The sequence below is a fragment of the Streptococcus thoraltensis DSM 12221 genome (assembly GCF_000380145.1).
GTDB classification, from domain to species: domain Bacteria; phylum Bacillota; class Bacilli; order Lactobacillales; family Streptococcaceae; genus Streptococcus; species Streptococcus thoraltensis.
Window position 1 is genome coordinate 197258 of record NZ_KB904598.1, and the last position, 22382, is coordinate 219639.

Sequence of the window (22382 nt, forward strand, 5' to 3'; positions counted from 1 at the left end):
AACACTTTATAACATTTGTACAGAAAAAGCGTTGCCTTTTCATTTAGACCATCTATTCACAATGGATGATAATGACGGTTGTCGTAAATTTTAATTGGTGAATACATATATGATATACGGAATACTGATAAAAGTATTAACGGCAACATGAGCAACCATTGATAACTTTAAATTCCTTGAATAATGGTAAATCATCGCAAATCCTAAACCATAAACAAAGTAAATAAAAAATGCGATGGTTGACCAAGGATATTTATAGATATGAATCATTGAGAATAAGCATGCTGAAATAAGAATATCAATTCCATACGTGCTTTTCCTGAATAATGCATTCATTAACAATCCTCGATAAATCAATTCTTCAACAATTGGACCTAGCAGACAGATTAATAATAAAAATAAATAGGAGTAATATTTTCCGGTACTGTAGTAAAGAAAATCATTAATCGCTTGAGAATTAGCTGTACTATTAGTTAAATGTTTTATTAGAAAATATTCAACGCTATATATACCAAGTAAACTGATGCATAGAATTCTTATATTTTCTAGAGTGAGTAGTTTGTTCTGATACAATTCCTCGTTATTGACTTGTTTAAATAATAAATAGGCTAATATTATTGTCACTGTATCCAACAAAACATAATATAGATAATATAAGTCCGAATAAAAACCATAAAATGGAAATAAAATATCCAAACATTTAGGAATTGATAAATGAAAAAACATTATTAGCCCCATAGCTATAATGTTAAAAAGACTCTTATCTTTTTTCATTCTATTTATTCCACGGTGCCGATGAAATATCTCTAGGAAATATCATATAATCATACCAAGGTACTTGAATTCCACCTTCAACACTTGAAAGCACCATCTCATCCATCATTTCAAACTGTTCAACTATTTTTGTATTCATTTTGAACACCTCCTATTTTTATTTCGTATCGCGACTACGATTTTATTATAGCAATCATTTTTTTAAATAAATGTCTAAATCCTAAACAGTCGTTTAACTTTCCTGAATGGTAAAAAGGTCATTAATTTAAAGGAAAAGCGGTTAAATCTACAATTTATTGTATAAAAAGAGCAGATAAAACGTTAGATATGAGGCAAATATTTGTCCCTTACTCATTATTCTCCTAAACGAACCACTATCCAAAAACAGGAGTGCATATCAAAAATCAAGAAGATCCCGCTACTGTCTTCTTGATTTTAATGATTTAAAACTCATTATCTAAAAAAATGATAAGCTATCTCAGATAGTAATTGGATGAGAAAAAAAAATAGTAGCGATTAGCATATATTTTTTGAAAAGATTTTTTGATTTTCTGGATATTACATACATAATTGGAGTCAATATTAAATAAGGTAACAAAAATTTAACAATAATCATTTAAATAGTCCATCTGAAATCTCTTGTGCACCAGCTATAAAACATCCAACTCCTGCACTTAGTGCGCCTCCCGCAGCACCAGATGCTATGCCATCTATTGCCACCAAAACAATATCAGTAAAACAAGCACCTGCGCTATAACCTCCGACAGTATTCTCAAGGTTCAAATTAGCCATCACTTCTAATTGTTCAATTGTGTTCTTCATTATTAATACCTCCTATTTTTATTTCGTATCGCGACTACGATTTTATTATAGCAATCATTTTTTAAAATAAATGTCTAAATCCTAAACAGTCGTTTAACTTTCCTGAATGGTAAAAAGGTCATTAATTTAAAGGAAAAGTGGTTAAATCTACAATTTATTGTATAAAAAGAGCAGATAAAACGTTAGATATGAGGCAAATATTTGTCCCTTACTCATTGTTCTCCTAAACGAACCACTATCCAAAAACAGGAGTGCATATCAAAAATCAAGAAGACTACTGCACTGCCTCCTTGACTGTTATTTATTATGGAAGAATGTATAATAACTGGCTAAAAGTGCCACCATTGTTATATTTAGTTAATATAATCATTTTTATTCAGATAAAAAGTAGTGGACACCATTTGTTAGTAGTTTTAATTGTGTCAGTATAATTAAAAAACGAAATTTCAACAAATATTAAAAACACCTAAACTATTTATCAGTTAGGTGAAAACATCCTATTTAAGTAATGACTAGATTAATTAAATCCCAATAGACATATCCATTCCATAATATATGAACTAGTATTGGACAATAGATAGTTCTAGTAAAACGATACATCAGGGCATATAAAGTTCCAGGTATGGCATACACCCAGAATGCTTGGAAATTGCCACTTGGTAATACGTGACTAGCACTAAATACTATTGCAGAAAGCAAAACATCAAAGTAATAGGGTGACTCTTTAAAATAGGTCTCCATTAGGAGCATACGATTAAATATTTCTTCTCGTATTGGTCCTAAGATGACATTCCAAAGTATAAAACCTTGTAAAAAGAAATTTCCATTGCTGTAAGATAAGATGGTGTTCAGACTATTAGTGTTTTCGGTCAATGGTATTGAAAACAATCGAGAGCTAGTTAGATCAAAGATAAATATAGCGCTACCTAAGCAAAAAGTTATCGGAGCATACCACCATTTTGCCCCGAATATACGAAATGGCTTAGAATTAAATCTTGTACTTTGCCATAGGCAAATTATTAGGATATTCAGAAGGAGAATAGCATTTACTAATAAATAGAAGTTGTCATCAAAATTCCTTTGTTTCCACCAATATAACTGTATCTGAGCTAATATATTATGGAAGACAATATAAATAAAGACGGGAAATAAGTAAATGGATGTTTTTTTTAGCATAGAAAAATATAGTTATTTTAAAACGGCATCAACGGAACTTTTAGGTGATAGTATTAAACCATAATCGTGCCAAGGTAACATGACACCACCATTGATATCAAGCAGTTTCTCTGTTGCAATTTCTTCATAAATTTTCATTTTAATTTTTCTCCTGTAATGTTCAATATTGTTGAGGTATATAAATGATATATGCCAAATAAGCGACGGTTTAACAGTACTGATAAAAATTAACTAGCTAGTTGAAAGGCAGTACTTTTTGTACAGAATTCATAAATTATTAATGTGTTATCAGTCTAAGAGCTATGAATGTTTGGTAATTGAAGCTTCCAATGTACAAGCCCTATAAATTCTGTCGTGAAATTTTTTAAAGGAAATCCTGACCAAAATATAGATAAAAAAGACGGTCAATATAACCATTTGAGGTATGATAGTTTCCATGACGTCCTCCACTTAGGACTTTATAAAGACTGATTAAGAAGATTGGCTTCGTTTATAGATATATTAGCTATTTTTTCAATCTTTTTTATCAAAATAAACGAGTAAAGAGGCTAATAAAGTAACAATTGATAACATATTTGTCGTTTGTTTTGATAACGATAGTTGATAANAAACTAANAAGAATAAGTACGGTGTTAGATGAGTTACACTTTTTCTATAAATAGCATGAATAGTCGTAAAAACAATTATAGAAGATGATAAAACTATAAAAACTGTGTAAATCATTTAATTAACCTTATATGCCAGATAGGCACTACCTGCTGTAACGCCAACAACACAAACTCCCTTTAAAACAGGATGAGGAATTTTACAATATTTTATACCTGCACTAAGACCTGAAAGTCCACCAATTGCAGCATTTCCAGTAGGGTTACCACCACTTATATTGGCAATATCATTTGTTGCTAATTCTTTATATTTTTTCTTCATTATACTCCTCTCTAAAATCCACCTGTTGCCCCTGTTGCTACTGTCCATAAAGTAATACTCGCTTTAGCCCCAATATAGACACAAGCTAATCCACAAATTGGAAAAACACTATAGTAGCTCTGGCACTACTTGAAACCAAGGCACCCGAGACATTAACTTGCCAATTATTTTTACTACCTTCAATACCTGAAAGCACCATTTCATTCATCACTTTAAATTGTCAACTCTTATTTAAACAAAAACCAAGAAGACTCATTAAAGGTCCTCTTGATTTTCAGTAGTTTTCTACTTATACCAGTCAAACTAGTTAATGTAGTTTTGTTCCTACCCTACTTAACTGATATAACCTCTTCGATTCGGATATAAAAAGAATATAACACTATTTGTTAATAGCATTGCCATTGGTATTGTATCCTCTTTTAAAATAAAGAGGGGGACAACTACTAGAACTGAGGCAACGACAACTAGAAGAGCGATTTTCATTTGTTGTTTTAAAAAAACATAGTTTACTTTATAACGTTTTAACATGGCATAAGCCCATAAAACAACCAATACATGTAATATTGTCAATAACAAGAAATAAACTGTCAAATGACTCTCTTCGACACGAATTGTTCTAAAGAATAAATAAAAGACTGTCAAGTCAATGGTCAAACACAATAAAAATCCAAACTGAAGAAGACGTTTTAGTTTATCCATGTTGCCTCCAATAAGATAATAGTTTTTATCACTTGGTGAATCTATCTTCAAACTGATACAGTACCATCAAAGGAATAAGAAGAGCTAAAAAATCAAACCAATTTGAACCCTTGGTCACATAAGAAACCATTCCTGCAATTATAAAAATGAAGGTACAAGCCCTATAAATCTTGCCGTGAAATTTTTTTAACGAAATACTAATTAAAATATAGAGCAGAAAGACGATTAAGATAACCATCTGAGTTATGATAGTGCCCATAATTTCTCCTACTTACAATTTTGGAGGACGTAATCCATATGCAACAACTCCCCCAACAACAGCACCTCCTGCTGCACAAATTAAGTAAGCTTGAGGACCTGCTAAAATACACTGTTGTCCAGCTTGGAAAGCTCCTGCTAGAGCACCAGTTACGAGTGCCCACCTAGTCCACCACCACAAACATCTGACAAATCACTAACTGAAAGTTCATTAAAAAAGTTTTTATCCATTATATATCTCCTATTTAATGATATTATCTGCAATAAATGCTATAGAACCACCTATTTTTGCACCTGCCCAAGCACACCCAGCAGTCGCAGCTAAGGTAGCCCCTGCTGTCATCATACCTGCAGCTGTACATAAGCTTACACCAATTCCTGCTCCGTATACAGCTCCAGTAGCTGCATTATTCCATTTATTTGCTCCACCATTTACATTGGATAGACTTTCTAATTGTATTTCTTGAAAACTTATTATTGATTTTGAATTCATATTAATTTTTCCTCTTTTATTATTGTGTGTCGCGACCACGTTTTTATTGTAACTCACATTTGGTTATTTTTATATTAAAATCCTGAATGGTCATTGAATTGTCCTAAATGGGAAAATTCTACCGTTCGAGAAGGAGCCTGATAATAAAATCAATTGCATAGTAAATTAAACTAACAACCAATTTTATATTTACCCCACACTATCAATAATTGAGTGACTAATAAAATTGAGATAACTTATTTAGGTGTAATTTTCTGACAAATTTTCTTATAAATGATGAGATTAACTAAGTAGATAAGGAGGAATAGCCCCCAATGTATGAAACTATATATACCAAAAGTTTCTCTAATATAATAAATTAAAGGTGCCGAAACTAGTATTTGTATAGCAATTATAAGTATTTTTTTCATAAATACTTCCCTCAATAACACCTAATTACTGGAGCTGGATTCCAGGCAGAAGGATAACTACAAGTAGGTGGTTTAACTGGCCCCTTGCTACCACTTTTTATCCCCTCTCCAATCACACAAAAAATATCAAATACTGAACAAACTTTCCCACCGACAATAGTTTCTAATTCTGCTGATTGTAATTCTGCCTGTCTCATTTTACTTATTCCTCCCTATTATTTAATATTAATACAGTGCCATTGTTTAGGATTTTTCCGACAGCTAGCCGTAGCTTCATTAGCATAGTATGAATAAACCCCACCTACCAAGAACCATAATAAAGATGCTCCTCCATCACCACCTTCTACAGTAGCAAGATCAGCAGAGTTCAAATCGTTAAATTTTTCCATTGCTTTTGTATTCATTTTGAATACCTCCTATTTTTATTTTGTGTAGCAACCATATGTTTATTATAACTCTCATTTGTTTATTTTTTCATTAAAATCCTAAACGGTCACCGAAACGTCCTAAATGGTAAAAATATCAAAAATCCTAGTCACCAATGTAAGCTGGTGACCAGGATTCGTATGTCTTAGTTTAAGTGAAAGGTGTTGTAATAGACTTGTCTTTTCAATATTAATTCTTACGCAAATACAATTACGAAGAGCACCACTACTAAATTTTGCAAAGAATGTATGATAATAGGAAACCTAACATCATCGCTAGATTTGTAGATTATGCCATATATTATGGAACTGATGAATTGCGAATTAATTATTGCACCATAGCCATGGATATATGAAAATACTATCGAAGTGATTATGATACTTATCCAACTTGAATAACGTGCTAACCTTTCTTGAAGTATCCCTCGAAATAAAAGTTCCTCTAAAATAGGTTGAGAAATAATAGTTGTAAACATATACAATATAAATATTACTGGCTTGTTGGACATTTCAGAAATTTCTTTTGGCACAACTCCTACACTGTAACCATTACCAATAAACAAAAGAATCAAATAGATTAATGTTATAAGAAGTATTACTACGATATATGCCAATAAACGTTTATCATTGAACAGCCTTCTTTTAGACTGAGGTTTACTCAAATTTATCCCTAAACATTTTGCTAAAAGTCTCAGAAAATAAAGGGAGAGGATAATAGCTCCAATACACGTCATAACTCTTAGTATATCCCCTTGAGTATCTTGCTTAAAGTTGACATGGTCTTTGGATAAAGTAGAAATAACAGGTGTTTGGATAAACATAATCATGACCATAAAGAATATAATAGACAGAGCCAATCTGAAACACTTCTTAAATACACCAATCATTCTATTTTCCCCTTTTTAACATTTACCTTTATACTTTTTACCGTTCACACCATCAATAAATGAACAAGTCCCTGCAAAAAGTTTATTAACAACTTTAATGACATCAGCACCAAGATTGATAACAGGAGCGCCTCCTAGGATTTTTTCAAGTTCTTTGTGACTAAGTTCTTTTTGTGACATGTTTCTTTCTCCTTTAATACTTACTATAAATAATTTCTAAAATATCGTATTGTTTTAGCACCATGGTGCACGATCACAAATGAATTTACCAGTTTTGTTTACTGTATCTCTTACAGCTCTCCCTAATTTATACATACCTCTAGTAAAATCATCACCGCCTGTAATGTTTTCTAAAGTATCGCCACTTAATTCTGGAAACTGTTTGTATACTTTTGTATTCATTTTGAATACCACCTATTTTTTATTTCGTATCGCGACTACGATTTTATTATAGCAATCATTTTTTAAAATAAATGTCTAAATCCTAAACAGTCATTTAACTTTCCTGAATGGTAAAAATCCAAGACTCATATGCTGACAAGTCTTGGAAAATTCTTAATTCTAGTAAGAGAAAAACTAATAAGAATACTAAAATAGTAATTAATTGATTATAGAATAAAAATTATGGACAGAAAACTGGAGGTGCAGGGTTAGAAGCACTTCTTGGAAAACATTTCGGAGCTGATTTAGTAGGTGAGTTACTTATCAATCCGATTATTTTTTTAGTTGTCGGCCAAATCCAACAGCTTGGATCCCCTATAGAACAAACTTTCCCTCCAGAAATTATTGCTAGTTGATATTCACTAATTTCTTTTGTCTGTATTGCACTCATCATTTTCCCTTTCCAATATATTTATAGTAACAAACTGAGCCGATAATCGTAATTATCAGTGTAGATAATTCTTTCAACCAAATCGTTAAAGGATAGATTTCCGAAACGATTTCTATAATAAGTACTGAAAATCTATATATTAAAAATAGAATTATTAAAGATTTTAAATTATTCATTCGTAACTGTACCTGAAGGTGGACTAAACTTTAAAACAAAACCATTGCTTTGGATTTTGTTGACAACTTTTTGTGCTATCTTTTCCCACGCCATCAAAAATTTTTCCAGCGACATAGATCCCAAGCCCTTTGATAACTGGTCCCAGAGGTAAGGCTCCACCTTCAACAACTGAAAGACTCTCAACATTTAAAACTTCAAACTGTTCAACTATTTTTGTATTCATTTTGAACACCTCCTATTTTTATTTCGTATCGCGACTACGATTTTATTGTAACTCACTTTTAGTTATTTTTTTACTCAAATCCTAAACAGTCGTTTTTTTGTTGCGAACGGTCGTTTTTTACCATTCACTACTCATTTTTTACCGTTTAAGATAATAATGAGACCATTTAAGAACAGTTCGTTTCTTATCATAAGACAATCTGTTTTTCCATTTACAACTTTGGAAAATCTTGACAAGAAAATTATCTTCTTCCACAGCCGTGTCATCCACTTTTCAATCTTTTTTATCAAAATAAACGAGTAAAGAGGCTAATAAAGTAACAATTGATAACATATTTGTCGTTTGTTTTGATAACGATAGTTGATAAAAAACTAAAAAGAATAAGTACGGTGTTAGATGAGTTACACTTTTTCTATAAATAGCATGAATAGTCGTAAAAACAATTATAGAAGATGATAAAACTATAAAAACTGTGTAAATCATTTAATTAACCTTATATGCCAAATAGGCACTACCTGCTGTAACGCCAACAGCACAAACTCCCTTTAAAACAGGATGAGGAATTTTACAATATTTCGTACCTGCACTAAGACCTGAAAGTCCACCAATTGCAGCATTTCCAGTAGGGTTACCACCACTTATATTGGCAATATCATTTGTTGCTAATTCTTTATATTTTTTCATCAGTATACCCTCTCTAAAATCCACCTGTTGCCCCTGTTGCTATTGTCCATAAAGTAATACCCGCTTTAGCACCAATATAATCACAAGCTATTCCACAAATTGGAAAAACACTATAGCAGCTCCTACACTACCTGAAACCAAGGCACCAAAGACATTAGCTTACCAGTTATTGTTACTATCTTCAATACCTAAAAGCATTTTAGCTATGCGTCCTTGGTTGAACATTCCCCGTGCCAGCTACTACTCTCAATATCCATAACGAATGTGCGATAAAGTCCTTATTTTCTTTAAAATATCAGCCTGACTCTTTGTCAAAGAAATATTGTTTTCACTTATTATTTTTGAGATTGATACATTTAATCGACTTAAGATAAAAGGGACAGATGATTTTTCTTCATCCAATTCCTTTTTATAGGATACAAGTAATTGTTCTAATTGCTTAGTATTAGGACTGTTTTTTAAATCTAAAATTAAATCCTGAATTAATTCTGAAGCCTTATCTTTTCGCTCCTTCCCACCTGAAAACCATTTAACGATACTCAAATTTACATCCTCCATTATAGTTTACTTTATTTTCAAAGTTCTTTTATTATTCTATTTGGTAACCTTTTATATAAAACAATAGAAAGAGTGCTTAGAAATTTTCATTCTCAAGTACCTTTTTTAAAATTTGTTCCAAAGGCATTAGCTATTGTATTAACCGATACCACCCGAATGCCAACCTGCATTTCCACCTGTTAATCCATTCATAACTGAATTATTAGCAATAGTTCCAAAGACTAAACGTTTATTCATTTTCCTGACTTGAAGCACTAGAAAAACTTTCTGAATATTATTTTTATTTTTTCTTCATCAAAAATCTATCTAACGCTGGTAATAAAAAACCAATTATTAATCCTATAAAAAAACTTTTAAAATCCATGCATCACCACCAACAAGTTGCTCCATATCCGACACCACCAATGATTGCTCCGCCTGCAGCTCCTCCAATGGCTCCTTGCCAAGTTCCAGTTTTTATACCCATTCTCAAACCATTTCCTGCACCAGTGCCAATCGCTGCTTTACCAAGTCCACTCCATGTGCATTTACCACCTTCAATACTTGAAAGTACCATCTCATCCATCATTGTAAACTGTTCTAGTGTATTTGTATTCATTTTGAATACCTCCTATTTTTTATTTTGTGTCGCGACCACGTTTTTATTGTAACTCACTTTTAGTTATTTTTTTACTCAAATCCTAAACAGTCGTTTTTTTGTTGCGAACGGTCATTTTTTACCATTCACTACTCATTTTTTACCGTTTAAGATTTTTTTATCTTCATGACTTACTTTTTGATAGTATTAAAAAGGCATATCATAAATTAAAGTCATTAGAGGAGGAATTAATGTCCAAATACAAACGTACGTTCATCCCCCAAGTAGATGCTAGAGACTGCGGAGTGGCAGCTTTAGCTTCTATTGCTGCCTTTTATGGGTCTAGATATTCCCTAGCACACTTGAGAGAACTAGCGAAAACTAATAAAGAAGGAACGACTGCTCTTGGTTTGATCAAAGCTGCTCAAGAGATTGGTTTTGAGACACGTGCTATTCAAGCTGACGCCAGCCTTTTTGACATGACAGATGTCCCCTATCCTTTCATCGCTCATGTCAATAAAGAAGGTAAACTTCAACACTACTATGTCGTCTATCAAACGACCAAAAAGGGACTCATCATTGGTGACCCTGACCCGAGTGTCAAGGTCACTAAAATGTCCTACGACACCTTTCTTTCTGAATGGACAGGTGTAGCGCTTTTCATGGCGCCTAAGCCATCTTATCAACCGCACAAAGATAAAAAGAATGGGCTAGCTAGTTTTCTTCCACTCATCTTTAAGCAAAAAGCAGTGATTGCCCAAATTGTCATTGCTAGCCTACTGGTTACCGTCATTAATATTGTCGGTTCTTACTACCTGCAATCTATCCTAGATGATTACATCCCCAATCACATGCTATCCACGCTGGGCATTATTTCTGTTGGATTGATTATCACCTACATCATCCAACAAATCATGACCTTTGCCAGAGACTACCTCCTCACTGTGCTCAGTCAGCGTTTGACGATTGATGTCATTTTATCTTATATCAAGCACATCTTTAACTTGCCCATGTCTTTTTTTTGCGACTAGACGCACTGGGGAAATTATCTCACGTTTTACTGATGCCAATGCCATTATCGATGCACTAGCTTCAACTATTCTTTCCCTTTTCCTAGATTTCTCTATCGTCATCATCGTCGGAAGTGTCTTGTTACTTCAAAACCCCAACCTTTTCTTTCTCTCCTTAGTTTCCATTCCCATTTATTTGGTGATTATTTTTGCCTTTATGAAACCTTTTGAACGCATGAATAACGATGTCATGCAAAGCAACTCCATGGTTAGTTCAGCCATTATTGAGGATATTAATGGGATTGAAACGATTAAGTCATTAACTAGCGAAGAAATTCGTTATCAAAAGATTGACCGTGAATTTGTCGATTACTTAGACAAATCCTTTACCTTAAGCAAACTGTCAACCCTTCAATCAGCCTTGAAGCAAGGCGCTCAACTCCTTCTAAACGTCCTCATTCTCTGGTTGGGATCAGACCTTGTCATTAAAGGAAAGATTTCCGTCGGTCAGCTCATCACCTTTAATACCCTGTTAAGTTATTTCACTGACCCCCTTGAAAATATCATCAACTTGCAAACCAAGTTGCAATCTGCCAAAGTTGCCAACACACGTCTCAATGAAGTCTACTTGGTTGATTCCGAATTTAAAGACCAGACCTTTGAGACCGATCCTGCCACACTTAAAGGGGATATTGTTTTTGATCAGGTCTCTTATAAATATGGTTTTGGACGAGACACCCTGTCTGATATTACCATCACCATCAAGGAAAAAACAAAAGTTGCTCTCGTAGGTATTAGTGGCTCAGGCAAAACAACTCTTGCCAAGATGATTGTCAATTTTTACGAACCTTATCAAGGGACTATTCGTTTGAATGGCACGGATCTTAAAACGTTGGATAAGAAAGTGCTACGACGTCATATCAACTACTTGCCTCAACAAGCCTATATTTTTAATGGCTCTATTCTTGAAAACCTCACCCTAGGTATCAAAGAAACCGTTAGCCAAGAAGACATCCTGAAGGCTTGTGAGATTGCGGAAATCCGTCAAGACATTGAGCAGATGCCCATGGGCTATCAGACCGAACTCTCAGATGGAGCCGGCCTATCTGGTGGTCAAAAGCAGCGCATTGCTCTAGCTCGTGCCTTGCTCACAAAAGCACCAACACTCATTCTTGATGAAGCTACTAGTGGGTTAGATGTCTTAACTGAGAAAAAGGTAATTGACAACCTCTTAGCCCTTGATAAGACCATTATCTTTGTCGCTCACCGCTTGAGCATCGCCCAACGTGCGGAGAAAATTCTTGTTCTAGAGCAAGGAAAAGTTGTCGAAGAAGGCTCGCATAGAGACTTAGTCAGACGACAAGGGTTTTATTATCATTTATTTAGTAAATAAGGAGAATTTATGAATCCGAATCTTTTTCAAGGTGCTGAATTTTACAGAAGACGCTACCAAAATTTTGCGACCTTACTGATTTACCCCTTACTCCTATTAGTTGGCTTCTTAGGACTCTTTTCTTTAGTAGCCAAGAAAGAAATTAGTGTTTCAACGATTGGTGAAATCACACCAACCAGTGTCATTGCCTCGATTCAATCAACTAGTGATAATCCCTTATCAAGTCATCACCTTGAGGAAAATAAGGTCGTCAAAAAAGACGATGTCCTCCTAAACTATTCTGAGACGATGGATGAATCTCAGAAAACGGTTCTAGAAACTCAATTAGCCAGTGCTAAACGCCAAAAAATTGGTCTTGAAACTTTGAAAGCTAGTTTAAAGCAAGGGGTTAATTTTTTCATTGATGATGGCGTGGATGAATTTGGCTATTTGAATACTTATAACAGTTTTATGCTTAAAGTAAAGGAATTGGAACCTAAAACGACACCATCACAACCCTATGGGAATTATCCCTACCCTAGCCAAACACCACAACAAGATCAGGGAATTCAAGTCCCTCAGACGCCAAATCTCCCCTCTAGTCAGCCAGATGTCGCAACAGGAATACAGGAACAGCCCCCTCAAATCCCATCACAACAAGCACCGCAAACGGCTATGACTTCTTTTAGATCTGCAAGAGGAAAGTTATTAACGTATCACACGCCTAAAAGTGCAATTAAAGAAATCCACAGCCGAGGTAAGTTTATTTTGACAGAGAATGCCTCACAGAACGGTCAATCACAAATTGATATTCTCCGAACGGAGTACATCCAAAAAACGGATGACCAGTTGACAACTGTTACCAATCAAATCGCGGAGCTTGAGGGAAAACTCCAACAAGCAGATGTTCAAGTTCAAAATAACACGATTAAAGCGCCACAAGACGGTATTGTTCACCTCTTAAGACATCTATCTAAAACGAGCATCATTCCAAAAGGGACTGAGATTGCGCAGATCCTTCCTGATATGAGTAAGACGAGGAAAGTCACTATTACTTACTACGTCAATTCCAGTGACATTGCGACAATTAAAAAAGGACAAACTGTCCGTCTCAGATTAGATAAAGTCAGCAATCAAGATTTGGTGGTTATTGGTAAAGTCAGAGCTATCAACGCCTCTTCAACTGAAACCAAGGAGGGAAATCTTTTTAAAGTCAAAGCGCAAGCTAAGATTTCAGAAACTGATAGCCGTATTCTGAAATATGGCATGCAGGGAAGAGTGACAAGCATTATTGGGAAAAAAACATTCTTTAATTATTACAAGGATAAGATTTTGAATGATATACAATAAAATCGATACTACTTACTTAAATCATATTTAACTTGAATTTCTTAGTTTTTTATCCATTCAGAACAAAATAACAACCATTCAGGATTTTTGGTTATAAATAGACAAATCTAGTTTATACTTAACATTATTACGAAAAGGAGAAGCAATAATGACTCATTTAAAAACGTCTAAACAATTCAAGGAGCTTAGCGAAAAAGAATTAGCTGAAATTGATGGAGGAAAAGGTAAGAGTATCTTTAAAAAAATTCTTGATATTATTCATAAAACAGATTATAAAGCACGTTAGAAAGTTGAGAAGCTAAATCAATTGAAGAAAAAATAGAAAGCGATGTAAAAATTGGTCATTTCGTAGAAATCCGACTTTTACATCGCTCTCTTTACTCTCTTTTTTATTTTTATTGTTTGAGTAAAATAGTAATTTTGTGATTTTGTTTCTAAAACAATATGTGAATATTTTCCAATAATTGAAGAAACATTTGCTAGTCCGATCCCTCTACCGTATCCATTTGAACTAAAGCCTAATTCAAAGAGCTGTTTGACTTCAATCCTCTCTTCCTTTATCGTGTTTTCAACTAATATTATCTGTTGTGAAATTGTTTCGAAAAAAGCTAATTTTAATATTTTCTTTTCGGATTTTAAAGCAGCTTCCATTGCATTATCTAATAATATTGAGATTATCGTAACACAATCAATCATTTCAATATCCTCTACATCAATTGTAGTAGGAATTTCAATGGACGTTACTACTCCATTTTCCCTAGCTTGTGTCAACTTAACGGCAAGCAGACTTTTTAATGATTCATTTTTAACATTGATTAATCGTCCAATGTCATACTTGGTATTCTTGAATGGTTTATCTGTGTCTTTTATCGTCTCCTGATAAATGGATTCAATGACAGTAAAATTTTTCTCTTCAATTCCGATAGCTAACGTTTTTAAGATATTCAGGTAATCATGTCTAAAACGTTTAATATCAATATACAAATCTTCAATTTGCTTACTGTATTCTTTTAAATTTTGAAGTTGTATATCCTTTTGAAACATCAACTCTTCTTTTAATTCAATCTGCATTGATTTATCAAGACGATTGATCATGGTCAAAAAGAAAACAATATAAATAAAAACAATTGAAGCTTTGTAGAGGTCGGTATCAATGCCTACGCTTTGCACAACGTATTTTATTAATATATAGTATAAAATCATACTAACATTAATAATTATTAAAAAGCGTCTCTCTTGTGCGTTTAATTTAGCAAAGTACTCTGTTTTAAAATAATAATTAAAATATTTCAAAAAACAATAAGAGATAATTGTTGATGATATAGAAAGGGAGATTGAAATAATGACACTCCGATTAACATCTTCATAACCCATCTTAGCTAAGGGGATAATAAAATAGACCAAACCAAGATAAATAATATGATGTAGCGTTATCGGAAAAAGTCCCCTAAATATCTGTAAACAACCTTCTAATTTTCTATTTAATAAAAAAGAAACACTTAAAAAATAAAATGGAGTGACCAATTCAAAAAAGAAATTCGGTAAAAAAAGAAATAGTAATGAAAAGATTATGTATTTTCCTAAAGCAATTAGTAAACATTGCCATAATGTAATTTTTTTGTCCTGTGTAAATGCAAAAAGAAAAACAAAACACAGTGTGTCAATGAACTGAACTAAAAATTGAACTAAATCGGTCACACCTCTCTCCCTTCTTTCACTATTCTTTTCAACTCTTTGACCATTGTTCTTGAAATAATACAAGAACTACCGTCACTAAAGTAGGCTACTCTTTCTTTAGTGTTGATTTTACTGATATTTTTCGGATTGACCACATAAGACCGATGACACTTGATGAAACGTTTTTCTTTTTGTAGGATTTCTTGTAATTTTCCTGTAAATTCAATACGGTCTGTGTTGGTGTGGAGGATTAATTTATGTGGTCTTGGGGAGGTCTCAATATAGTTGATCTTAGCAAAGGGAAGCTGAACTTCCGTGTACTCCGTCTCATAGATAAAGTAGTCTTTCAAGTCTACTAGCTCGCTGCTCTCGTTTATTTTATCCAACAAGGATGTCAACCTTTGCTTCAAGGCTTCTTTTGAAAGGTCCTTGTCTAAATAATCCATAACACCAATTTGCAACTGAAAAACAAGTGGCATCATTTCAGTATGGGTGGTGATAAAAACAATAGTTGCCAAGGGATCCTGTTCTCGAATACGTTGTGCCAACTGTAAACCCGCTTGTTCTACTTGATGGATTTCAATATCCAATAGAAAAATTTGTTTTTGCCCCTTGCCAGCAATTGCCTGAATTAACTTATCCGGATTATCAAAAGAAAAGATAGCACTTGATTTGAACTGGTTTTCGCGAAGAATATCTTCAATCAAAAATTCTAAGTAGGACTTCTGGAAAAGATTATCCTCTAATATATAAATGTTCACCGCTTCCCCCTATTCATAGTAACTAATACCAGTTTTGCTTATTTTCATCTCAAGGCGAGATTGGTAACTAATTTCCTAAATTAAAATCAACTAATTTTATCTTTTTTTAAAACACTCGTCAAAATATTTTTTACCACAACCTCATCTCATTATTAAAAGCGTTAACTATTTATAATGTTTAATTTCTAAGTTTTGTGCAAATATATAATTGTGACTAGTCGTTTTTAATGAAATATTAGGATATTTATTTATAATTTGATGTGCATTATATAGTCCTACTCCTCTTCCATTACCTTTGCTACTTACCCCAAACTTATATATATCCTCAATATTTAGTGATTCATTTTTCATAGAATTTTCAATGATGAATATTTGTTTATTTCCTTCAGAAAAAAAGGCAATATTAATTGATGATACGGTTGCATCTAAAGCAGCATCTAGAGCATTATCGCATAAAATGGAAACTATCGTAATAAAATCAACTAAATCCATTCCCTTAGGTTCAATTGCTTCTGGAACCTCCAAACTAATGGATACATTTTTTTCAGTAGCTTGAATAAATTTGGCAGCAAGTAAACTTTTTAAGGCTGAATTTTTTACATTCGTTAACCTACCAATATCATATTTATGATCTTTCAATGTTTTATTAGAATCCTTGAGAACAGATTGGTAAACTTCATTAACCGCATCAATATCCTTACTCTCTATCCCCAACTTCAAAGTCGTCAAAAGATTGGCATAATCATGGCGAAAACTACGAACTTCCTTGTAAAGTTCCTCAATCCGCTTGCTATAAGTTTCCATATCTTTTAATTGTAACTCTCTTTGTAAAATTAAATCTTTTTGGACTCTCTCACGCAAACGTCGATCAAGTATATTTATAATTCCTATAAAGAGAATCAATAACAAGATAACTAAGAACTTTCTGTAGGCTAATGTTTCTAATGATTTTTCAAATTCTAAATAGGTAAATATTTCTATCAAAATAAAGTATACAATCATTACAATATTTATGAAATTTAATAACTGTTTTTCGCCTGAATCCAAATTTTTTCGTTCTAAAATGGTAAAGTCATATTTTAACCATCTCAAAAATAAAGTACTCAAAAAAGCAGATAAGATATAGAAAAATAGCCAGTACTTTGTCGAATCAAGATAATCGTTTGTTAAACTAAAAACTGGCAAAAGAAAAAAAGAAATAGATCTATAAAATAAATTTCTCAATGTTATAGGAAACAGACCGTAAAAAATAAGCAAACTTTTTGGTAATTCCCTTAAAAAAAACAATGGTATTGATAACATCCCTAATGCTCGATATAAGTACGGGATAAAATTAAAATCAAGAAATAAAAAATTTTGCAAACTAGATGTTAATAACAAAGGCAATTCATATAAAAGAAATGCTATAAAAATCGTGCTAACAGAAAACTTGCGTTTACTTATGAATAAAAATAAAAATAGATCTAATCCAAACGCAATAAACACACTGAATATATCAAAAAGAAACTCCATTATTTCTCCCATCAATGCAAATCTGCTATGGTCTTCAGTAAAAGATCCATTTTATGACGTGCAACTAAGCACGTTGAACCGTCCTTTAAATAAGCAATCCGCTCATGCCTATCCACCTTGATAACATTCATAGGATTAATAACAAAAGACCTATGACATTGTAGTAATCGCCTATCCTGCTTAACAATATCTGATAAACTAGCCGTAAATTCCATGCGATCAACAGCCGTATGAAGGATGACGCGATGTGGACGCGGTGATGTTTCTATATAAAGCAAATCATTAAAAGGATACTGAATTTGGTTATATTTTGATTGAAAATAAAAGGAATCTTCTGTCACCGTTTTACTATCTCTTGTCTGTGCGTATAGGATATTATCTTCAATACGCTTTTCAAAATCGACCGTTTCCAATTCTTTGTCAATATAGTCTAAGGCTTTGATTTGATACTTAAACGACAAGGGCATAAATTCTGAGTGTGTAGTCACAAAAACAATGTTTGCGTAAGGATCTTTATACGTGATTTCCTTAGCTACTTTTAACCCTTTCATATCATCATTTTTAATTTCAATATCTAAAAAGAATAATTGATGGGCTCCCTTCTCTTTTGATGCTGCTAATAAATGGTCGGGCTTACCATACACTTCAACACTTTCAACGTCTAACTTATGTTTAGCAACAATCTCTTTAATAAGTGTTTCCATCCGTGTCTGTTGCGCAAAATCATCCTCTAATACAAAAATATTCATCTCATTTCTCCTTCTTCTAACCATGATTGTAGTAGCTGCTGTTGACGCCTTCTCGAAAAAGGAACACGCATCTCATCTGGACTTTCCAAAATCAGTGTTCTTTCACTAAAATCAATTTCCCTAATCTTAGTAATATTAACTAAGCAACTTCTATGACATCTTACAAGATGACCTGAATAGCGTTTTTCTAACTTATTTAAATTATCGAAAAAGTCCATTATTCCAATATTTGTAACCATCCTCAGCTTATGAGGTTTAGTCGGATGAGTTGCAATATAATAAACGTTTGATAAAGGAATTTTTTTATAATTACGATTCATTCTAAAAACAATAGCAGTCATTTTAATACCCTCCTAAAGGGAGAATACCATAGAAAGAATCGCATTGAGTCAGTAAATCCTAAACGGTCACTCAAATTTCCTAAATGGAAAAATAATAACTAAAAAAAGTATAACAAAAAATAAGCGCGTTAGGAAAATAAAGTGAGAAAACAATCACAGATTTTCATAGAAATATCAATAAAAAAGTGGACGAAATAATCGTCCACCCTATTAACAATAACCTTATTCTTTGAGAGGTATTACTTGCAAACTTTTCTCGTATAAACACATAAACTTTCTGGATTAGATGTTCCAAGTCCACCTAAAATAGTATCATGAGTGCAGGTTGCAATGGCTAATTGACACCTTGTATAGTCTTTTGGATTAACTTTGATACATCGTCACTTTCGACTTGCCATACGCGAGTACTGTCTGCGTCTTTCGTTCCTTGTCTGAAAGCTAATTCATTTGACTATACTTGTTGCACCTCTCAATTATTCTAATATTTCGTTCTTTTATCATTATCTATTTTTTTTAATGACCTGTAAAATACAGTAAAGAATAAGGTGTATTTATAGATGCAAAACTTAAAAATAATTGATCTAAAATGGTATTTCATGATTAGTTGAGAATGGAATATAATCCTTATAAAACTTCACTTTATCAACATCCTCTGATACTATGCTACTTAATATCATATTTTTGAATTCTTCCTTCGGTATTTCTGTATGGCAAATCCATCTCTGTCCTGTCGTTGTAAACCAAGTGCCTATTTTATTGTATTCCTTGCTAAACAAGGGAACTTCTCTCATCAGTGAAAAGTCTACAATATAGACTTCTTTGAAAGCATTACCATATAATTTTTTCATAAACAATCTGTCTTCCTCCTAGAATTTCTTTTGCTTATTTTCCCAAAGCCAATCATTGAGACAACTGTTACTTAAAAAATACATCATTTCTTCTTTATTGTATAATTCATCAAATATCTTTTTGCTTTTTTCTGAAAAACCTCTAAAAATAAATATGTCGCTAAAAGCGAATGTCTACAATTTTTGGGAAAAATATTATCACTATCATCAGAATCTACAAATTCGCCTAAAAACTGTCTTAACTTAACACTTATACAGTCTAGGCAAGTTTTGATTTGACTATAATATGTTAAATATATGCTTCACCATTAATTCTTGTTTCTTCCCAATCTTTTGAATAAACTAATTCTTGAAGTTTTTTCAAAGATTTAGAGTCCGCTAAAGGTATACATAAGTGCTTTCTATTGTCTTCCAACCATTGGTTGGAAATGATTGGATTAATGTGATTCATAACCCCCACCTCCTTGTTATGATTGTTAACTTATTTCAATTAATAAACACCTTATCATGTATCTTATAATCAAGTCCTTTCATGCTTTAAATATACCAAAAAAATTGGAAATCAAGACTTCTGATTCCTAAACAGTCATCTAACTTTCCTAAATGGTTTTTATTTTAATAAAAATCACTCTTTATCTAGATAAGGCTTTGATCATTCTCATCACGCGCCAGCCAGGTTATGAATGCCTTTTCAAGAAAGATTCCCATCTTCTATCCTATCAACCTTAGTTGATATTATTTTCAAGGATTTATAAAAAACAAATCGGTCATCATTTCACTGGGATTTTTCGGCTATTTTCTAATGACATGGAACCATAAACCTTTTATCAACACTGTTTATCACGTTTTTAATAGGGGCTAAGGAGACTAAGTGCCAGATGTATCTCGCTACTACTTGACTAAAAATGCTAAAGAGACTTGATAAATGGTTGAATAAACAGTCATTTCTCTTAATAATCAGATTTTTTTGATTTTTTCGAAAAATTACTTGATTTTTCTGAATAGTTAAGATATAGTATTAGCATTATCACAAAAGATTGGAGACACTCGTAATGACAGTTTCAAATACTAAAGCAGTCATTATTATTAAAATCAGGACTTAGCAGACGTCGTTTACCGATGATATTGCCAAGTCCTATTCGTCGTACGAGTGGACTTGCTTGTAGGCTTTCCACTCATTGTGGGAAGCTTTTTTGTTAGAACTATCAGGAGAATGATTATGAAACTATTTTATAAATGCAACCAAGTCTTTAGAGATTACCTCTCTTACGTTGTCCTTGCTGTCGCCGTTATGGCATTAACTTTTCCTAACCTATTTACATGGATAACAGCTTATTTAACACCACTTTTACAGTTCATCATGTTCACTATGGGGCTAACTTTGACCATGAAAGATTTTGGGGAAGTTTTTCGCCGTCCCGTCCGTGTTCTCCTAGTTGAAGTCCTCCAATTCTTTTTTATGCCTTTCTCTGGTTTTGTCTTTGCCAAACTTTTCAATCTTCCAGATCAAGTTGCCCTCGGATTGATTTTACTCGGTTCTGTTCCAGGTGGAACATCTTCAAATATCATGGCTTATCTGGCTAACGGTGATGTTCCTTTATCTATTTCTGCGACATCGGTGTCTACTTTATTAGCCCCTTTAATGACACCAATTATGCTAACCCTCTACGGGGGCTCTTACTTTGAAATGAGCTTTACTGCTATGTTTATGTCAGTTGCTCAAGTCGTCTTACTCCCCGTTGTCGGTGGTATGATACTCAATGCTTTCTTTGGCAAATACACCCAAAAAGTCAGTGTGGCAATGCCTACATTTTCTTCCTTAGCAGTCCTAATGGTACTGGTTGGAACAGTTGCTGTTAATCGTGATAATCTCTTATCAACGGGTTGGGTCATCTTCTTGGTCGTTTTTTTCCACAGCTTATCAGGTTATCTTGCTGGTATGGGACTAGCCAAACTCTTTAAATACGATCTTGCTAGTCAACGTACCATGGCTATTGAAGTTGGACTGCAAAATACCTCACTTGCTGCTAGTCTGGGCTTGGCACACTTTTCACCACTGGCTGCCCTTGCTGGTGCTGCTGGTACCATTGTCCACACCCTATGGGGAACCGTCTATGCTAACCTTTGTGCCAAAAAAGACGCTAAAAAAGCTCAAGCAAGCCAAACACAAACTTACCCTTCTGAGAAACTAGCAACCGCAAAATAAAACGAAAGCAAAAACGTGCTTGCAAATTGAGAATAAAACGTTTTTTGAAACTTCTCTCAAAACGTAGACCCTTTCTGAAAATGTGATCATTTGGAAATCTTGCAGAAGGATGGATAATCATTAACCCCCAAAAAACTGTTGTTTCAATGTTTTTGGGGGTTTTTTACTTTTAACTCCAAAGAAAAAGATCCAAAACAGACTTTTCTTCAATCTGCAAACCTTTTGTTGAAACTTTTCTTAAGTGATTTCAGACGGTAGCGATTTCCTATGGCATTCCATTTCTAAGCATTGCCCAAAAAGTCACGAGGACACCGAGGAACTGTGGCTAAAGTATCTCAGCTCCTTTTATAGTCAAATGAGTTAACTTTCAGAACAAGGAACAAAAAAAGACGCAGAACAATACTTGATACTCTTCTAAAATCAAAAGCAGACCTTGTTGACTCGATGTATAGTAAAATGAAGTAAAAACAGTACATTTGTGATATCATGTTTTTATGGCATATTCACTAGATTTTCGTAAAAAAGTTCTCGCATACTGTGACAAAACTGGCAGTATTTCTGAAGCATCTGCTGTTTTCCAAATCTCACGCAACACCATTTATCAATGGCTAAAACTAAAAGAAAAAACAGGCGA

Annotated in this window: 29 protein-coding genes and 1 pseudogene; 5 read left to right on the top strand and 25 right to left on the bottom strand. The window is 33.3% G+C overall.

Features of this window, described 5'->3' with window-relative positions:
- Nucleotides 1-90: 90 nt before the first annotated feature.
- From A3IA_RS0105995 to A3IA_RS0106110, 18 genes are all read right to left on the bottom strand, one after another.
- The gene (locus A3IA_RS0105995) at nucleotides 91-774 is read right to left on the bottom strand and encodes a CPBP family intramembrane glutamic endopeptidase (RefSeq protein ID WP_018380417.1); all 684 of its coding nucleotides are present in this window, start codon (nucleotides 772-774) and stop codon (nucleotides 91-93) included.
- 1 nt (nucleotide 775) lies between these two features.
- Nucleotides 776-913, bottom strand: coding sequence for a hypothetical protein (locus tag A3IA_RS13315; RefSeq protein WP_018380418.1), 138 nt, complete (start codon nucleotides 911-913; stop codon nucleotides 776-778).
- Between the two features lie 473 nt (nucleotides 914-1386).
- Nucleotides 1387-1596, bottom strand: a complete 210-nt coding sequence (locus A3IA_RS13445) for a hypothetical protein (protein ID WP_018380419.1) — start codon at nucleotides 1594-1596, stop codon at nucleotides 1387-1389.
- Nucleotides 1597-2097: 501 nt separating this feature from the next.
- Nucleotides 2098-2772 carry a CPBP family intramembrane glutamic endopeptidase gene (locus A3IA_RS13680; RefSeq protein ID WP_018380420.1) on the bottom strand — a complete coding sequence of 225 codons (675 nt, stop codon included), beginning with the start codon at nucleotides 2770-2772 and terminating at the stop codon, nucleotides 2098-2100.
- Between the two features lie 12 nt (nucleotides 2773-2784).
- Entirely contained in the window at nucleotides 2785-2910 is a 126-nt protein-coding gene (locus tag A3IA_RS13555; RefSeq protein ID WP_018380421.1) for a hypothetical protein, read from the bottom strand.
- A 585-nt stretch (nucleotides 2911-3495) separates the two neighbouring features.
- Nucleotides 3496-3699 (bottom strand): hypothetical protein, encoded by a 204-nt coding sequence (locus A3IA_RS0106020; protein ID WP_018380422.1) that lies wholly within the window; start codon nucleotides 3697-3699, stop codon nucleotides 3496-3498.
- 333 nt (nucleotides 3700-4032) lie between these two features.
- Complete coding sequence (locus A3IA_RS0106030; RefSeq protein WP_018380424.1) at nucleotides 4033-4398, bottom strand: hypothetical protein; 366 nt, start codon at nucleotides 4396-4398, stop codon at nucleotides 4033-4035.
- Between the two features lie 28 nt (nucleotides 4399-4426).
- Complete coding sequence (locus A3IA_RS0106035) at nucleotides 4427-4657, bottom strand: hypothetical protein (RefSeq protein ID WP_018380425.1); 231 nt, start codon at nucleotides 4655-4657, stop codon at nucleotides 4427-4429.
- Nucleotides 4658-4669: 12 nt separating this feature from the next.
- Nucleotides 4670-4837 carry a bacteriocin gene (locus A3IA_RS12615; protein ID WP_244862332.1) on the bottom strand — a complete coding sequence of 56 codons (168 nt, stop codon included), beginning with the start codon at nucleotides 4835-4837 and terminating at the stop codon, nucleotides 4670-4672.
- Nucleotides 4838-4897: 60 nt separating this feature from the next.
- On the bottom strand, nucleotides 4898-5149 hold the full coding sequence (locus A3IA_RS0106045) for a hypothetical protein (protein WP_018380426.1): 252 nt from the start codon (nucleotides 5147-5149) through the stop codon (nucleotides 4898-4900).
- A 625-nt stretch (nucleotides 5150-5774) separates the two neighbouring features.
- Entirely contained in the window at nucleotides 5775-5963 is a 189-nt protein-coding gene (locus tag A3IA_RS0106060; RefSeq protein WP_018380429.1) for a hypothetical protein, read from the bottom strand.
- A 218-nt stretch (nucleotides 5964-6181) separates the two neighbouring features.
- On the bottom strand, nucleotides 6182-6871 hold the full coding sequence (locus A3IA_RS0106065; RefSeq protein WP_018380430.1) for a CPBP family glutamic-type intramembrane protease: 690 nt from the start codon (nucleotides 6869-6871) through the stop codon (nucleotides 6182-6184).
- Between the two features lie 15 nt (nucleotides 6872-6886).
- Nucleotides 6887-7051, bottom strand: a complete 165-nt coding sequence (locus tag A3IA_RS12620; protein ID WP_018380431.1) for a bacteriocin — start codon at nucleotides 7049-7051, stop codon at nucleotides 6887-6889.
- A gap of 54 nt (nucleotides 7052-7105) precedes the next feature.
- Nucleotides 7106-7273: a hypothetical protein gene (locus tag A3IA_RS13040; protein ID WP_018380432.1), complete on the bottom strand. Its 168-nt coding sequence runs from the start codon at nucleotides 7271-7273 to the stop codon at nucleotides 7106-7108.
- A gap of 629 nt (nucleotides 7274-7902) precedes the next feature.
- A complete protein-coding gene (locus A3IA_RS0106085) occupies nucleotides 7903-8103 on the bottom strand; it encodes a hypothetical protein (RefSeq protein WP_018380434.1) in 201 nt (66 codons plus the stop codon).
- A gap of 483 nt (nucleotides 8104-8586) precedes the next feature.
- Nucleotides 8587-8787 carry a hypothetical protein gene (locus A3IA_RS0106095; protein WP_018380435.1) on the bottom strand — a complete coding sequence of 67 codons (201 nt, stop codon included), beginning with the start codon at nucleotides 8785-8787 and terminating at the stop codon, nucleotides 8587-8589.
- Between the two features lie 246 nt (nucleotides 8788-9033).
- Entirely contained in the window at nucleotides 9034-9330 is a 297-nt protein-coding gene (locus tag A3IA_RS0106100) for a bacteriocin immunity protein (protein WP_018380436.1), read from the bottom strand.
- Nucleotides 9331-9712: 382 nt separating this feature from the next.
- Nucleotides 9713-9943 (bottom strand): Blp family class II bacteriocin, encoded by a 231-nt coding sequence (locus A3IA_RS0106110; RefSeq protein ID WP_018380438.1) that lies wholly within the window; start codon nucleotides 9941-9943, stop codon nucleotides 9713-9715.
- A 230-nt stretch (nucleotides 9944-10173) separates the two neighbouring features.
- Here A3IA_RS0106110 and A3IA_RS11920 point away from each other — a divergent pair.
- The 3 genes and pseudogenes from A3IA_RS11920 to A3IA_RS12635 all read left to right on the top strand — a co-directional run bounded on the left by A3IA_RS11920 (nucleotide 10174) and on the right by A3IA_RS12635 (nucleotide 13940).
- Nucleotides 10174-12325 (top strand): annotated as a pseudogene (locus A3IA_RS11920) (peptide cleavage/export ABC transporter).
- Between the two features lie 9 nt (nucleotides 12326-12334).
- Nucleotides 12335-13654: an HlyD family efflux transporter periplasmic adaptor subunit gene (locus A3IA_RS0106120; protein WP_018380439.1), complete on the top strand. Its 1320-nt coding sequence runs from the start codon at nucleotides 12335-12337 to the stop codon at nucleotides 13652-13654.
- Nucleotides 13655-13802: 148 nt separating this feature from the next.
- Nucleotides 13803-13940 (top strand): bacteriocin class II family protein, encoded by a 138-nt coding sequence (locus A3IA_RS12635; protein WP_018380440.1) that lies wholly within the window; start codon nucleotides 13803-13805, stop codon nucleotides 13938-13940.
- A gap of 77 nt (nucleotides 13941-14017) precedes the next feature.
- On the opposite strand, the gene A3IA_RS0106130 is transcribed toward A3IA_RS12635, so the two are convergent.
- The 7 genes from A3IA_RS0106130 to A3IA_RS13045 all read right to left on the bottom strand — a co-directional run bounded on the left by A3IA_RS0106130 (nucleotide 14018) and on the right by A3IA_RS13045 (nucleotide 19993).
- Nucleotides 14018-15352: a sensor histidine kinase gene (locus A3IA_RS0106130; protein WP_018380441.1), complete on the bottom strand. Its 1335-nt coding sequence runs from the start codon at nucleotides 15350-15352 to the stop codon at nucleotides 14018-14020.
- Entirely contained in the window at nucleotides 15349-16092 is a 744-nt protein-coding gene (locus A3IA_RS0106135) for a LytR/AlgR family response regulator transcription factor (RefSeq protein WP_018380442.1), read from the bottom strand. Before A3IA_RS0106135 ends, A3IA_RS0106130 begins: the two co-directional genes overlap by 4 nt.
- A 165-nt stretch (nucleotides 16093-16257) precedes the next feature.
- On the bottom strand, nucleotides 16258-17616 hold the full coding sequence (locus A3IA_RS0106140; RefSeq protein WP_018380443.1) for a sensor histidine kinase: 1359 nt from the start codon (nucleotides 17614-17616) through the stop codon (nucleotides 16258-16260).
- On the bottom strand, nucleotides 17616-18353 hold the full coding sequence (locus A3IA_RS0106145) for a response regulator transcription factor (RefSeq protein WP_018380444.1): 738 nt from the start codon (nucleotides 18351-18353) through the stop codon (nucleotides 17616-17618). Before A3IA_RS0106145 ends, A3IA_RS0106140 begins: the two co-directional genes overlap by 1 nt.
- Entirely contained in the window at nucleotides 18350-18694 is a 345-nt protein-coding gene (locus A3IA_RS0106150; protein ID WP_018380445.1) for a LytTR family DNA-binding domain-containing protein, read from the bottom strand. Before A3IA_RS0106150 ends, A3IA_RS0106145 begins: the two co-directional genes overlap by 4 nt.
- A gap of 581 nt (nucleotides 18695-19275) precedes the next feature.
- Nucleotides 19276-19542 carry a DUF3884 family protein gene (locus A3IA_RS0106155; RefSeq protein ID WP_018380446.1) on the bottom strand — a complete coding sequence of 89 codons (267 nt, stop codon included), beginning with the start codon at nucleotides 19540-19542 and terminating at the stop codon, nucleotides 19276-19278.
- Nucleotides 19543-19831: 289 nt separating this feature from the next.
- Nucleotides 19832-19993: a hypothetical protein gene (locus tag A3IA_RS13045; protein WP_018380447.1), complete on the bottom strand. Its 162-nt coding sequence runs from the start codon at nucleotides 19991-19993 to the stop codon at nucleotides 19832-19834.
- A gap of 768 nt (nucleotides 19994-20761) precedes the next feature.
- On the opposite strand from A3IA_RS13045, the gene A3IA_RS11925 reads away from it, so the two are divergent.
- Together A3IA_RS11925 and A3IA_RS12640 are read left to right on the top strand one after the other, a co-directional pair.
- On the top strand, nucleotides 20762-21748 hold the full coding sequence (locus tag A3IA_RS11925; RefSeq protein WP_018380448.1) for a bile acid:sodium symporter family protein: 987 nt from the start codon (nucleotides 20762-20764) through the stop codon (nucleotides 21746-21748).
- 494 nt (nucleotides 21749-22242) lie between these two features.
- On the top strand, nucleotides 22243-22382 hold a 140-nt coding region (locus A3IA_RS12640; RefSeq protein WP_018380449.1), incomplete at its 3' end, for an IS630 transposase-related protein.